A 13,642-nucleotide genomic window follows, 5' to 3' on the forward strand; every position below is an offset into this window, starting at 1 on the left:
CACCTCACCTAAATGCCATGTTAAAATGGTCGGTGACTTTGTGCTTTAAAGTTAACAAGGCTATTGTAAAGGAAATACAAATCATCAACCTAACTGTCTCTCGATGGCAATGGCTCATTGTCAATCACGCTCCGTAGTTAACCCGCTCTCGATTCCAAGTGCTAGAATACATAAATGCACAAATGGGTAGCTAGTTGCTTAACACTTGCCATTACTAGCATTAGCAGAAAAGTGATTTCTTGTAGTAATTGGCATTACTTTGTTTTTAGTTGCCACCGTAGACCGAACATTTCCAGACCAGAAAGCTACTTTTGTGGCTATTACACGGGCACCTGGCATCGTTCGAGAGCCAGCAGTTATTAAGTCGTTATCCTTATGGCTATATTTACTTCGTTTAGTTATTCGCTGCCGGCCTGTGCTTGCAGCCATACTTTAGTTTTTGCTTGATTTATTAAATAGTCTGGTAGACCAATCTGACCAATGACTCATTCCTCTAAAACTAAGCAGATTGTTTGATAACGCACTCGGTTTCTGATCTTTAATTTAATTGGGCACAACTACTTTTGCCGCCAATAATACTACAGACGTTTCCGCCGGTAAGCGCACATCGGTTGACAGCGTATTCGCCAGGACCTCTAAACCTGGGTATTAGACCTTATCCAAAATATAATAAGGTATTACACCATCATCCTTTAGCTTAGCATGCTGTACAAGCAGAATCACCTTACCACTATAACCCAGTTTTTTGTCACGCCATGACCATCACTAATGTCATTTCAAGACACAACGACCACTCCTATTTGCATACCAGGTTCTAGTCTTTTTCACGTGATCAGCAACTGCTCGTCCGTCATTTCCCATCAATAATAACCCTGACACCCGATAATCAGACATCTCAATACGATCTTATTCGTACAGCTCATCTGCGGTTAAACCAATCATTTTTGTCCCTCCTACCCGCACTACACTATATGAGTTTGTCCGCCTAAATATGCAAGAGGATCACCGGGTTAATCTTCCAAGATGACTTGCGCTATCGCATAATCCTTACTATGTGAAATAGATAGATGGCTTTTCAAATCCTTATTTTTCACGAAAACTATATAAGGTCCCCCTTGTTGGTTAGTGAAAATTTCAATATCATGAAAGCCAACTTGACCAATTCCCGTACCATATGCTTTAGCAAAGGCCTCTTTAGCCGCAAAGCGACCAGCTAGAAATTCAAGCTGACGTCTGTTTGTTTGTTTTGTTTTAAATAATACCTGTTCTCTATCCGTTAAAATTTTTTTTATGAACCGGGGCTGCCTTCTTAATAACTGCTCAACCCGAATAAGTTCGACGATGTCAATTCCAGTACCTAAGATCATTTCTTCACCCTTCTTTATCACTCATTAAGTTTATCTCGGTTAGTATTATTGAACATGTAATGCAATGATTTGTCAAAGGGCCCTGTTTTAGAGTATGATTTGATAGTAAGATTAATAAAGTTTTTTACAGTCAGTTAATCTGCTGTAAAACTGATTAGCATGTCGTCATAAAGATAAGGAGTTTTACTATGTTTTTTCGAAATGAATCGTTTAAAGACTTTATTCGGTACTATCCTGTTGTATCTAGCATTCTTGCGCTTCAAATTATTATTTGGGTACTGATGTACTTTAATACCGGAATTGGCGAAGTGATTTTTAAAGAAGGTATTGGCTTTAATTATGCCGTTAGTCAGGGCGAGTACTGGCGCTTAGTTACACCGATTTTTCTGCACGCTCCTGCTGGCTTTGCCCATATTGTTTTTAACTCCTTTGCCTTAGTCCTGTTTGGACCAGCCCTTGAGCAAATGCTTGGCAAGCTAAAGTTCGTCCTACTTTATTTAGGCACAGGGATTATCGGAAATGTGTTTACTTATTTTGTCGGGGATATCATGCAATTTCACCTTGGCGCATCAGGTGCCATCTACGGATTACTTGGGCTCCTAATTTATATGGGCTTTTCAAGTAGTGGGCTCATTGATCCTGGCAGTAGACAAATTGTCGTCATTTATGCCGGACTTGGTCTTGTGATGACCTTCTTACAGCCCAATATAAATATAGCTGCACATATCTTCGGCTTCATTGGTGGGCTAGCATTGGGACCTATTCTTGTTCACAATGTTAATCCGTATACGATTAAGTATCGACGTCGACAACATGCTACTTCCAGCGGTGCGACGTTCAACCCTAATCGCTGGCGTGGTAGGCGATTTAGAATTAATCCAAATATTAGCGCCATTCTCTGGTGGATCATTATTGGCTTAGCTTTACTTGGATTTTTAAGCGGCTTTCTATTTTAATTTTTTTTTGAAAAAAGCGTCCAACTCTCATTGTTGAGAGTTGGACGCTTTTTATTAATTAGAACCGCGTTTGTTTTGGAATTTACGATTTCGGCCCTGTGGTTTAGGTTTTCTTGAAAAACTACGTTTATTGTCACCTTTGCCACGATAGTTTTTACGGTTATCATTGCCTTTATACTTACTTTGACGTTTTACACTTACCGGCTGAACCGAAGACAACGTAACTGGTGTTTGTCTGCGCTCTTTTGTCATCATTTTCAACGCAGCCGCTAAAACAGTTACCGAATCATACTGATCAAGTATTTCACTAGCAGTCTCACGATAGTCCTCTAGCTGACCTTTATCAATCATGCGCACTAATTTCTCAACTGTAATCTGTTGCTGACCACGTCGTGCTTCATCAATGCTTGGCGTTTTCATTCGCTTCATTTTACTCTTTGTTACTTTCTCAATTAAATGAAGGTGAGACATTTCTCTTGGTGTAATAAATGAAATAGCTACTCCAGCTTTACCTGCACGACCAGTACGACCAATACGGTGAACATAGCTCTCAGGGTCTTGAGGAATATCAAAGTTATAAACATGTGATACACCCGAAATATCTAGTCCTCTTGCCGCTACATCAGTTGCAACTAAAATTTCCACTCGACCAGATTTAAATTTATTTAATACGCTCATCCGCTTACCTTGGCTTAAATCACCATGGATACCTTCAGCACGGAATCCGCGAGCCTGAAGCCCGTCCATTAATTCATCAACACGCTTCTTAGTTCGACCAAATATAATCGCAAGCTCTGGCACATGAATATCAAGCAGGTTTGTTAAGGCATCGAATTTCTGCTTTTCGTGCACTTCAATAAAGTTCTGATCAATATTTGAAACAGTCATTTCTTTTGCTTTCACCTTGACTTCTTCTGGTGAGCGCATTAACGTCGTAGCAATTTGACGAATTTCCTTAGGCATCGTTGCCGAGAACAACAATGTTTGACGTTCTTCCGGAATTGCCTTAAGAATATCACGAATATCTTCAATGAATCCCATATTTAGCATTTCATCTGCTTCATCCAACACTGCAGTATGGACTTCACTAATATTAATTGTTTTACGGCGAATATGGTCTAATAACCGTCCTGGTGTTGCCACTACAATGTGTGGGCCGTCTTTTAGTCCGCGAATTTGTCGATCCATTTGTTGGCCACCATAAATCGGTAACGTTCTTAAACCTTTAAACTTCGCCAAACGATGTAACTCTTCAGAAACCTGAATAGCTAGCTCTCTTGTCGGAGCAACAATTAGCCCCTGAATTTTACGTTGCTTCTTGTCAATCTTCTCGATCATCGGAATCCCAAAGGCAGCTGTTTTACCGGTTCCTGTCTGAGCTTGCCCAATGACATCCTTACCTGCTAATCCTAATGGAATTGTTTGTTCTTGAATTGGAGTTGCTTCTTCAAAGCCCATCTTCTCCAATGCTTTCATAATTGGTTGCGAAATACCTAGTGATTGAAATGTTGTCAATTTACGTTCATACTCCTTTTTTCTTGTGAATCTCATCTTGCGCACGTTACAACACGTTAACAATATGACCTATTTAAAAAAATAGATGCTTCTCGTTCTGTTGTCTAATTAAACGTCGCAGCTAAACAAAGCTTAATTTAAGCGTCTATTATTTCAATGGCAAATTAATGACATATTAATTGCCTTTAGATTTATAAAGTTTAAATCTAACTCTTAGCGGGCGCTACCCTAGCCGTCATTAACGTGAAAAAGCCTTCCTCCACACAAGGAAGAGGCTTGTTTACGAGCATTCAATGGATTCCTATATAGTAACATATTATAAACATTAATTCTAGTTGTCTGATTAGCTATTTTAACATTAAAAAAATGTAACAGCTTTCATTGCTATTCTAGCTTGATACTTGAAAAAATATACGTAAGTCTTTACTATAATAGTAAACGTTCTAATATTTTTTGCACTTTTTCTAAAAAAGAGACACTCGTAGCACTATAAAAAAGAATAGGTGATAACATGACATTTCAACTTATGACCGACAGTGGCGCTGACCTTTCAGCTAGAATGAAAACTGAGTGGGGGATAAAGGTTGTTCCTCTGTTTGTTCACTTTGGCGAACAGCAATACGCATCGGAACAGTTAACAACTGCAGTTTTTTTGAAAAAGCTAAAGGAATCAAGCCAATTCCCTAGCTCATCAGCTCCTGGCCCACACGAATATCATCAAGCTTTCAAAGCAATTGAGCCAACTAAGCCAATAATTCACATTAGTATCTCTTCCGGTGTCAGTAGTTCCTATAATCATGCGATCATGGGTCGAGACATGCTTCTTGAGGAGGAGCCAAATCGAAAGATTGTCATTATTGATAGTAAATCTGCATCAACTGGCATGATGCTTCTTATTAATGAAGCATTAACGAAGATGGCAGAAAATCTTTCATTTGAGCAAATTAGTATACACCTTGCGGAAAGGGTAAACCATCTGCGAACACTATTTGTACTACAGTCCCTTGACAACTTAATTCGTGGTGGAAGACTAGATAAGGTTAAGGGTGCAGTTGCTAAGACCTTAAATGTTAAATTAATTCTACACGCTAGCTCTGAAGGGAAAATTGAAGTGCTTGAAAAGGTACGCGGAAATAAAAAAGCGACAAGACGCTTTATTGAAAAAATTGGTGAGTATGTCAGTCGTACATCCAATCAGACCCTTGCTATGACGCATTGCAATGCCGCGGATCGCCTAGAAGAATTCTCCACAAAGTTAAAGGATACCTATTCATTTGAGCAAATATTGACTGCTGAAACGGGACCTGTTATTTCGGCTCATGCTGGTCAGGGAGCGATTGTCATATCCTTTTTCAGTGATCATTCACGAAATAATGACTAATTTAATCTAGTAAATCGCTCTAAATAAAACACCAATCTGCAGCTATAAAGCAGATTGGTGTTTACTTATTGCTAAAGCCTCATCCTGTTTAGTCAGATAAGAGAAAACCGCATTAACGACAATATCTTTATCATCCCCTAAGCAAATTAAGTGCTTGGAATCAGCATAGTAAATGACATCAATATCAACAGGAATCTCCTTATTCAAATAATGGGTTGATTTATATGGTACTAAGCCGTCTTGAATGCCTTGAAGGACAAGCACTGGACAGTTGATCTGACTTAATGAATGCTTGGTTTCTTTCATACACTTGAGAAACTCAATATAAGCACGGGCTGGAATTGCACCTCGTTTATGCTTGTATTGCTGATAAGTAAAATTAGCCTCAATCTCACCAAGCATGCGATCCTTAATAATTTGACTTGCTTCAATCGTCATTTGAATGAGATTTAAGTATTTACGTGAAGGTGACAACAACACTAAGCGCGCTGCCGAAAATTTAGCTGCAAGTTGTGCCGCAATCATTCCGCCCATTGAAAAACCAATTAAGAATACTTGATCCACCTTCTCGGCAAGATTTAAGTAAGCTTGTTCAGCATAGTTAAGCCAGTCTTTATGTGTGACTTCATCCAATAAAAGCTCCATTCCATGCCCTGGTAAAGTTGGAACAGCTATTTCCCAATTGGTATTTTTCTTAAGGTAGTCTGTCAGTGGCGCAATTTCATGCGGACCACCAGTAAAGCCATGGATACATAAGCATCCAATCATATTTATCACTCCTATTTTCTTGTATAACAATAGTCTTGCCAAATTTGACAAGACTATGTCTTAACACCTTTAATAAATGAGCTTATCCCTTTTACAATTGGGGTAAATTGTTGATACGTATTAGCAACCTGCCCTGCTGTGTTAAACACCTTATCTAGATCAAACTGACCATCATTATTCTGGAAATACCCCATCACACCTTTAGAGGTTGGGGCTGACTCCATTCCCATCCCTTGACTAGGTGGCGGATACCAACTTTGTTGAAATGGCATTCCAGGCTGCGCTTGATAGGACTGAGGGTTAAAGTGTTGTTGAGGTGGATACCCTTGATTTTGCATCGGCTGTGGATATGGATAATAAGGCATACGATTTACACCCGGTGGGCCCGAATATCTTGACCGCATAATAAACACCCCTAATTTTAATTATTTTCTAAATTATTGTATGCCCTTTAAAGGAAATGGTTCATTTTTTGTCGAGCTGATTAATTAAGTATTCAATTTTATATTTTTGAAAACCAAGAATCTTTTCATTGTTCATCATCACTGCGGGAGTAGCATAGATATTATGCTCTTGCAACTCACTTAGATAGGTTTTATTTTCGCTAATATTTTTCTTAGTATATGAAATATTAAATTGTTCAATTAAGTCAATAACCTGTTCACACTCAGGACAATTATCACTGACATATACAGTAACTTCATTTAGAGCCATTATTAAACCCCTTTCTCTACTCGCTGACTGAAATAGTATTAGCTATTTATATATTCTTTAGGATTTTCTGCCTACTATGCTACTACATATATACCCAGCTTATATTAAGTTAAACATGTCACGCAATATTGCAATAAACCATTATTAACTAACTCAACTTTCACATCAACATATTCAGTTTCAGCTAAAATGGCTGCATGGCCGACGAACGATTAAGTCTACGCATTGCCATGACCAGTAGCTATTGTGCTGAATAATTCCCTTCTTATAAAGCTATCGTTATTAACTCGCAGAGAAATATGTTCCGCTTTTTGGTGCGCATTACTTCACAAAGTAATGCTTAATGGCTTTTCTTCAGTGTGCGAAAGTTGCGTTACTAATAATTAAAAATGAGCAATCTCAAGTAAAACCGAGGCTTTCTTTAGCTTTACTATTGCTCCATCCGCTTAGAAACAGCGAATTTACATGTACAAAAAAACGAGTCCAGGAAATAAATAATTAGATAAGCAAAATCCGAACATTATGCCTGAAAACATATAGCGCTTCGGTAAAACACTGCGCTTAGTCAGAATGTTCGGATTCCCAGTTTCAATATTTAGTTATGCCTTAGCCTTGCTCATTCATGACTTAATCTGTTTTTTTTAGCTCATCTGCATAAATACCAAGTTGCTTAAGCAACTTAATAGCACCCTTTTTTTCATCGGCAGATAGACCGGCGGTAATTTTTTCAATCTGCCGCCAATGCTCGGGAAAAATATCCTCTAACAAGGCTTTCCCTTTCTCAGAAATTGAAGCGTAAGTAATTCGTCGATCCTTCGCACATTGAATTCTGTTAATAAATTCTTTTTTCTCAAGCTTATCTACAACATATGTAATACTTCCACTTGCCAAAAGAATCTTGTCGCCAATTTTTTGCAAAGGTTGTTCACCTGAATGGTATAACAATTCTAACACGCCAAACTCTGTTGTGTTTAGTCCATTTTTCCGAATATCCGCCGCTACCAAATCAGCAACAGAGCGATACGCCTTTGATAGCACGACAAATAGCTTTAATGATGGGTCTTGCTTACGCTCTTGATACTGCTTCCTCTGTTTATCCATTTAAAATCCCGCTCCTACTTCACAATGTGGTTGACATAAGTATACCGCATTAAACCATAAATGATAATAAAAATGCAACTAATTGGATTAATAACTGCATTGCCCACATTAATATATAATAGAATTTGCTCTAGGAATAGTAACGATGGTTGCTGATATAACTTACTTGCGACTTTCTTTGCTCGGTATGATAAGCCAGCCTGACATAGGAGATAAGTGGCAATCACATAAACAGGTAGGAGGATAAACAGATGGATACGACTTGCAACCCAAAACCAACTAGCCAACCATAAGAGCGCAACCCAAACAAGCGTACCTAGAAGAAGCCACTGTGTATAAACCTGCTTCCATTTCTCCATTTGCCAAGGTAATACTAATAGTAATCTCTCTTCAAAGAGCAGGTTAAAGAAGCTGACAGCCATTTTAACAAACAGAAAGATAGAAATAGTTATCCCGATTGCAAAGATATAAAGTGAGTTTACACTCAGTGCAAGTGTAATAACAATCAAGCTAGCAACAGCCTTAATTAATTGTTCCTTCTCTCGAGCGAACATTAGCAAGATAAGCCGATGATAACTACCTTTATCCGATTTGAATGGCAGTTGCATCATTTTATTACGAATAAAATGATGATAGAAGCCTAGCCTTTTCATTGGAGTAGACTTTATCCCAGAAGCAATTCCGACAATCCCACTCTGCCAAATAAGTCGATTATTAACATCTACCGCCTTTGCTAAATCATGAACTTGTTGGCCTTTAATCATATAAAAACCATTTAAACAAATTAAAAAGATACTTACTACGATCGCAAATAAATATTGTAGGCTATATAAAATAGCAATAATGATGACTACCCCAATTACAATACTAATAAATTGGATAACAATCCATTTCATATACCAACGCCCATGAAATAAATACCATTGCGGCATAATCATTAGACATTCAATACCGACTAAACTAACCACTAACCTTATGACAAACAGATTAGTTAAGGGAGTTACAATTGCAATTACCAAACCAACTAATACGTACATAGTTAAGATGGTCTTCATCCGCTCAAGGAAATGGTATTGATACATACGCTTCCGTTGATAAGGTAATACATCTAGCAACAAATCGGCATCAGAGAACAGTAAACCTGGTCTTGCATAACTTAAAGACAGCGGTCTAAAAACACCAATAACTATTATCGTTATCAAAAAATGATCTTCTCCTAGACCCGTTACCCTTAACAGTAAATCCATGTAATTAAAAAGGTAATCTCTAATCAATAATAAGGTAATAAACCCAAAAGGAATAAGGTATATGACTTCTACCCAACTTAAGATGAGATTCCAGGCTAACTTATTTAGTTCCTTCTTTTTCCTACGGCGATTTTTACTTAACCATCTTAATGTCAGATAGACGGATTGGTATTTCATGATTGATCAAACCTTCTTTTTAATTCAAGGAAATTCTCAATTTTACCATGATCAATAATCTCTCCCTGTTGCAGCATCATATAATAATTGGCAAGCCCTTCTAAACGATCCAACTGATGGGTGGTTAACAAAATGGCAGTGCCTCTTTCTGCCTTTTGCTTAATTTCAGCGATTAAAAAGTCTGTCGCAAATACATCCAATCCCATAAACGGCTCATCAATAAGCAGTAAATCGGTTTCAGGTAAAAGTGCACAAATAGCTTGAACTTTCTGACGCATACCTTTCGATAATGCTTCGGGATATTGATTTACTTTATCATGAATTTCAAATGTATTTATGTAGTGTTCAATGCGTTGATTTGTCTTGTGAGGGTCTAGTTGATAGCTCTCTATATAGAGCTGAAAGTGCTGTTGAACGGTTAATTCAGAGAGAAGAAAAGGTTCTTCAGGAATATAAGAAATGCTTGACTTAAATGCTAAAAAGCTAGTAATCTGATCATTCCCAGCTAATTGAATTGTGCCTTCTCTTATCTTTAAAATACCTAAGATAGCTTTTAGTAATGTTGATTTCCCAGCACCATTGTGGCCAAGCAATGCTGTCACACTGCTCGGCGGAAGTTCAAAGCTGATCCCTTTCAAAATAGCCTTATTTTGTATATTCACAGTCACTTGGTCTAAAATTAAGACCGTCATATCGTGATCCCTCCCTAGTTCACAATTTTTTTTCAAAGTAGTGCAAGGTATTCATCGTCTGTGGGTCCTGCCTTGATTGAATATAGTGAAAACCATTTCGTTTAAATAATGCTTGAGCATTGGTATTATTCCAGAATGTATCCGTATTTAAAGTAGCGATACCAGACTGTTCAGCCAGCTTACCAGCATACTTAAAAAATTGGTTAGCCAGTCCTTTACCACGGTATTCAGGATCAATCGCTAAACGCTTTATCGTAAATGCTGAATAGGGCTGTGTCCATTTAATTAAATGATACTCCTCATGCCCACGCTTACTAATGGTACAAATCCCGAGCACCACACCGTTCTCTTCTAGAACAAACAATTCTCCTCTTTTAATATCCTTGGCATAGTCAGCCTCGGCGGGATAACCTTCATGCCATTGCTGACTGCCTTGGCTATTCATAACCTTTACAACCTTGCTAATCAGTGTCATAATCTCGCTCATATCAAATGCTGTTGCCAATCTAATCATACTGTTGCTCCTCTCCACAAATATAAGAATAGACCAAGACAGAAAAATAATTCAGCTAAGAAAAAATCCGAACGTCAATGTCTTAAAGCATTTTGCACTTTGTTCCATTAAGATTGTTCGGATAATTCAGTTCAATATTTAATTATGCACCGGTCTTTTCCTGCTTCAGATCACCTTAGTGCGTTGTAATTTCCTAGCCTCAAACTGTCCGAATATAAACGCGATACCAAATCCAATTAAGAAACTGACCATACTGGTAATTAGATCCATTACCCCTACTGGCCAGCCAGGGAAAATAACAATGCCTGATCCTATTACAAGTCCGATTACAACAGCGTAAGTAGCATGCTGATAATTCAATAAGCAGTATTTAATAAGGCGACTTGTTAACACAATACCTGTTCCCATCCCCAGTGATACAACAGCTAAAATCAGAAAATCTCGTGTATTAACAGCATTCAAAATAGTGTGATAGGCCCCAAGTACAATTAATACTAACGAACCGCTGAGACCAGGCAAAATTAAAGCTATACTCCCTACTACGCCTGCAAAAAACAATTGCAAGTAGGTAAGAAAATCAGGGTCACTGATCACAGTAATATTAGTATCCTGTACAAATATCATTGAAGCTGTTAAAAGCAGTCCCATCATTAGCAGTCCATAATGGAGCTGTTTAAAATTAACTTTAGCATTTGATTTAACGAACAAATAGGGCACAACGCCCAAAACAAGACCTTGAAAGGCAAAAGAAGTCTGCTTAGGATAATATAAAAATAACCAATCTAATAAACCCGCTAACAAAAAAACAGAAGCAACCATACCCAACCCTAAAGGTATCAGAAACCCTAGATGATTCCGCCAATTCTTACTTAAAAATCCATTGATCTCCATAATTAACTGATCGTATATGCCCAGTACGAGTGCCATTGTCCCACCACTCAAACCTGGCACAATAATACTTGCCCCAATTACCATTCCTCGAAACAAATTTATAAACGCCATTTACTGTTCCCCAGCTTTCTATATTTTTAACCTGACTCGTATTATATCAAAACTTGAAAGAAGTGACTATATTTTTTACGATTAATAGGGAGTAACTACCTTTCAAGAAAGTGTATCATTACGCAATTGACGTTTTCTTCTTCCCTATTAATTGTTAGCGACTCAGCCATGCACATAAAGGTAGGACCAAAGTGCGGACAATCTCTGAACGAATCAGGTCTTTACTGCCTGCTAATCTGCAATAAACTCTAAATGAGGTACCCATTGCGCCATGTGGTCTTTGATATTGTGATAATGTCTCTTTACATCTGGTAACTGTGATTCAGTAACCTTATAAAGTGGTTGCATCTTGTAATTATGTGGTACAGTGTGATTGAGTTCAACATAAGTGGGGAGAAATTTCGGGTTCTTTAGTGTAAGCTCACTGCCAGTCTTCTCAATTGTAATTTCAACCATCCCGCCAATTTGTCGGTATAATTGATCCTGCCCCGATAAAAAGTTGCCTAAAGAATAGCTAACAAAAGTGCGTTGCCCACCTTCACCAATTATCCATTCTACTGGTTGCAACACATGTGGATGATGCCCAATTATTATATCGACACCTTGATTTGATAAATATTGCACCAAATCTCTTTGTGCTTCATTCGGCATCCGAACATACTCTTCGCCAAAATGCAGGTGCATAACAATAGCATCGGATACTTCCTTAGCTCGCCTAATATCTTCTGTTATTTGTTGTCTATCAATTAAATTAATGAGATATTCCTTCCCTTCTGGTATACGAATTCCATTCGTCCCATAACTATAACCGAGAAAAGCAACTTTAATTGTATTTTTTTCAATAACCCGAATTTGTTGTCGGTCTTCCTCACTACGATACGATCCTATATAATCAATGTTTAGTTCATCCCAGTAATTAAGTGCAGCATAAATAACAGCTTCACCTCTATCTAAGGTATGGTTATTCGCTAAATTGACAAGATCAACATTCAGATAAGCAAGCAGATCACCAACCTCGTGGGGACTATTAAAGCTGGGGTAACCTGATAAACCAAATGCTTCTCCTCCAATCATTGTCTCTTGATTAGCAGTCAAGATGTCCGGTTCCTGCAAATATGAATAAACATTCTCAACCATTGGGATAAAGTTGAACCCATTGTCAATTCGTGCATCATCATAAACACGATCATGAATAAGAATGTCTCCTATTGCACCAATCGTTACCTGATAGGTGCGCGGTATCGACGCAACCTCCCCTTTGGTATAAATCTGTATTTCCCTTCCTTGGTAGCTTTCCGCATATTTAACCCTACAGCCTACAGCTATTACAAGTAAGCCAATTAACATAAGAACATGCCTACTTTTCTTTATTCGTTTTGTCGTCAAGTTTGGATTCCCCTTTATTCCTTTTCATAGAAGCGCTATAATAAACTAATCTATTAGTTTATCATTATACCAAGAAACGTTGAGAGGATGTCTACTATAATGTTGATGACGAATAATCTTATGCGGGCAATTACCTATGCTACTAAAATGCACGATGGTCAAAAAAGAAAGGTTGATCAGTCCCCTTATATCGCTCACCCTTATCGCGTTGCCATGCTCTTAGCTTCTTATCATTGTGATCAAGATACCGTTATTGCTGGTCTTCTTCATGATGTCGTTGAGGATACCGAGGGAACGATAGAAGATATAAAGCATTTATTCAATGAAAACATCGCCACCCTTGTGCACTATGTAACCGAAATGGATAAGAACGTAAACTGGGAAGAACGCAAGCTTGCGAGTATAAAAAAGATGCAACATGCTCCTCTCGCTGCAAAACTGGTCTCCTGTGCAGATAAAATTGACAACCTTCAATCAATGATTGATAGTGAGCAATTGTTAGGCGTTTCAATCTGGCATGCTTTTGTTAGAGGAAAAGAAAAGCAGATCTGGTACTATACTCAAATGCACCAGAGCATTGCCACCGATGCAGATCACCCCTTAATCACTATGTTAGCAAGCTTACTTCATACGTTTAATAATGGTTAGCTGAATATACGTGCTAGCCATGACATCCTTTCATTTGCTTTAGCCGCACAAGCACTTTAAGTAATGGCCGCTACTACGCTCTTAAAGAGGTAAATCCCTTTAATCCACAACAACCCTACGTACCCCCAGAAATTAAATCACCACTAACCAGCAAAAATACGAAGTAAATCAATG

15 protein-coding genes are annotated in these 13,642 nt (G+C 38.1%); 3 read left to right on the forward strand and 12 right to left on the reverse strand.

Going from position 1 to position 13,642, the window contains the following annotated elements; translation table 11 throughout:
- Nucleotides 1–198: 198 nt before the first annotated feature.
- Both BM000_RS16610 and acpS read right to left on the reverse strand, forming a co-directional pair.
- Nucleotides 199–429: a hypothetical protein gene (locus BM000_RS16610; protein ID WP_143063889.1), complete on the reverse strand. Its 231-nt coding sequence runs from the start codon at nt 427–429 to the stop codon at nt 199–201.
- A 581-nt stretch (nt 430–1,010) separates the two neighbouring features.
- Nucleotides 1,011–1,367 carry a holo-ACP synthase gene (gene acpS / locus BM000_RS04070; protein WP_091495093.1) on the reverse strand — a complete coding sequence of 119 codons (357 nt, stop codon included), beginning with the start codon at nt 1,365–1,367 and terminating at the stop codon, nt 1,011–1,013.
- Nucleotides 1,368–1,555: 188 nt separating this feature from the next.
- Here acpS and BM000_RS04075 point away from each other — a divergent pair, with 188 nt between their 5' ends.
- Complete coding sequence (locus tag BM000_RS04075; RefSeq protein WP_091495095.1) at nt 1,556–2,323, forward strand: rhomboid family intramembrane serine protease; 768 nt, start codon at nt 1,556–1,558, stop codon at nt 2,321–2,323.
- 54 nt (nt 2,324–2,377) lie between these two features.
- Here the strand turns inward: BM000_RS04075 and cshA are convergent, their stop codons facing one another.
- Nucleotides 2,378–3,838: a degradosome RNA helicase CshA gene (gene cshA / locus BM000_RS04080; protein WP_091495097.1), complete on the reverse strand. Its 1,461-nt coding sequence runs from the start codon at nt 3,836–3,838 to the stop codon at nt 2,378–2,380.
- A 511-nt stretch (nt 3,839–4,349) separates the two neighbouring features.
- Here cshA and BM000_RS04085 point away from each other — a divergent pair.
- Complete coding sequence (locus BM000_RS04085) at nt 4,350–5,219, forward strand: DegV family protein (protein WP_091495099.1); 870 nt, start codon at nt 4,350–4,352, stop codon at nt 5,217–5,219.
- Between the two features lie 42 nt (nt 5,220–5,261).
- Here the strand turns inward: BM000_RS04085 and BM000_RS04090 are convergent, their stop codons facing one another.
- The 9 genes from BM000_RS04090 to BM000_RS04130 form a co-directional block, all read right to left on the reverse strand.
- On the reverse strand, nt 5,262–5,987 hold the full coding sequence (locus tag BM000_RS04090; protein WP_091495101.1) for an alpha/beta hydrolase: 726 nt from the start codon (nt 5,985–5,987) through the stop codon (nt 5,262–5,264).
- 53 nt (nt 5,988–6,040) lie between these two features.
- Nucleotides 6,041–6,391, reverse strand: a complete 351-nt coding sequence (locus tag BM000_RS04095; RefSeq protein ID WP_091495103.1) for a YppG family protein — start codon at nt 6,389–6,391, stop codon at nt 6,041–6,043.
- A gap of 61 nt (nt 6,392–6,452) precedes the next feature.
- Nucleotides 6,453–6,701 (reverse strand): glutaredoxin family protein, encoded by a 249-nt coding sequence (locus BM000_RS04100; protein ID WP_091495105.1) that lies wholly within the window; start codon nt 6,699–6,701, stop codon nt 6,453–6,455.
- A 627-nt stretch (nt 6,702–7,328) separates the two neighbouring features.
- Complete coding sequence (locus BM000_RS04105; protein ID WP_091495107.1) at nt 7,329–7,802, reverse strand: MarR family winged helix-turn-helix transcriptional regulator; 474 nt, start codon at nt 7,800–7,802, stop codon at nt 7,329–7,331.
- A 14-nt stretch (nt 7,803–7,816) separates the two neighbouring features.
- Nucleotides 7,817–9,226: a hypothetical protein gene (locus BM000_RS04110; RefSeq protein WP_091495108.1), complete on the reverse strand. Its 1,410-nt coding sequence runs from the start codon at nt 9,224–9,226 to the stop codon at nt 7,817–7,819.
- Nucleotides 9,223–9,918, reverse strand: a complete 696-nt coding sequence (locus BM000_RS04115) for an ABC transporter ATP-binding protein (protein ID WP_091495110.1) — start codon at nt 9,916–9,918, stop codon at nt 9,223–9,225. Before BM000_RS04115 ends, BM000_RS04110 begins: the two co-directional genes overlap by 4 nt.
- Nucleotides 9,919–9,937: 19 nt before the next feature.
- Nucleotides 9,938–10,432 (reverse strand): GNAT family N-acetyltransferase, encoded by a 495-nt coding sequence (locus tag BM000_RS04120; RefSeq protein WP_091495112.1) that lies wholly within the window; start codon nt 10,430–10,432, stop codon nt 9,938–9,940.
- 165 nt (nt 10,433–10,597) lie between these two features.
- Nucleotides 10,598–11,434 carry a DUF368 domain-containing protein gene (locus tag BM000_RS04125; protein ID WP_091495114.1) on the reverse strand — a complete coding sequence of 279 codons (837 nt, stop codon included), beginning with the start codon at nt 11,432–11,434 and terminating at the stop codon, nt 10,598–10,600.
- Nucleotides 11,435–11,665: 231 nt separating this feature from the next.
- The gene (locus tag BM000_RS04130; RefSeq protein WP_245751570.1) at nt 11,666–12,820 is read right to left on the reverse strand and encodes a CapA family protein; all 1,155 of its coding nucleotides are present in this window, start codon (nt 12,818–12,820) and stop codon (nt 11,666–11,668) included.
- Between the two features lie 99 nt (nt 12,821–12,919).
- Here BM000_RS04130 and BM000_RS04135 point away from each other — a divergent pair, with 99 nt between their 5' ends.
- Complete coding sequence (locus tag BM000_RS04135; RefSeq protein WP_245751571.1) at nt 12,920–13,468, forward strand: HD domain-containing protein; 549 nt, start codon at nt 12,920–12,922, stop codon at nt 13,466–13,468.
- Nucleotides 13,469–13,642: the final 174 nt, after the last annotated feature.

This window comes from Amphibacillus marinus, from assembly GCF_900110345.1.
GTDB classification, from domain to species: Bacteria; Bacillota; Bacilli; order Bacillales; family Amphibacillaceae; genus Amphibacillus_D; species Amphibacillus_D marinus.

Coding starts and splice junctions, on each gene's coding strand:
- BM000_RS16610 (WP_143063889.1), bottom strand. CDS start 429: ATGGCTGCAAGCACAGGCCGGCAGCGAATAACTAAACGAAGTAAATAT.
- acpS (WP_091495093.1), bottom strand. CDS start 1,367: ATGATCTTAGGTACTGGAATTGACATCGTCGAACTTATTCGGGTTGAG.
- BM000_RS04075 (WP_091495095.1), top strand. CDS start 1,556: ATGTTTTTTCGAAATGAATCGTTTAAAGACTTTATTCGGTACTATCCT.
- BM000_RS04085 (WP_091495099.1), top strand. CDS start 4,350: ATGACATTTCAACTTATGACCGACAGTGGCGCTGACCTTTCAGCTAGA.
- BM000_RS04090 (WP_091495101.1), bottom strand. CDS start 5,987: ATGATTGGATGCTTATGTATCCATGGCTTTACTGGTGGTCCGCATGAA.
- BM000_RS04095 (WP_091495103.1), bottom strand. CDS start 6,391: ATGCGGTCAAGATATTCGGGCCCACCGGGTGTAAATCGTATGCCTTAT.
- BM000_RS04100 (WP_091495105.1), bottom strand. CDS start 6,701: ATGGCTCTAAATGAAGTTACTGTATATGTCAGTGATAATTGTCCTGAG.
- BM000_RS04105 (WP_091495107.1), bottom strand. CDS start 7,802: ATGGATAAACAGAGGAAGCAGTATCAAGAGCGTAAGCAAGACCCATCA.
- BM000_RS04110 (WP_091495108.1), bottom strand. CDS start 9,226: ATGAAATACCAATCCGTCTATCTGACATTAAGATGGTTAAGTAAAAAT.
- BM000_RS04115 (WP_091495110.1), bottom strand. CDS start 9,918: ATGACGGTCTTAATTTTAGACCAAGTGACTGTGAATATACAAAATAAG.
- BM000_RS04120 (WP_091495112.1), bottom strand. CDS start 10,432: ATGATTAGATTGGCAACAGCATTTGATATGAGCGAGATTATGACACTG.
- BM000_RS04125 (WP_091495114.1), bottom strand. CDS start 11,434: ATGGCGTTTATAAATTTGTTTCGAGGAATGGTAATTGGGGCAAGTATT.
- BM000_RS04135 (WP_245751571.1), top strand. CDS start 12,920: ATGTTGATGACGAATAATCTTATGCGGGCAATTACCTATGCTACTAAA.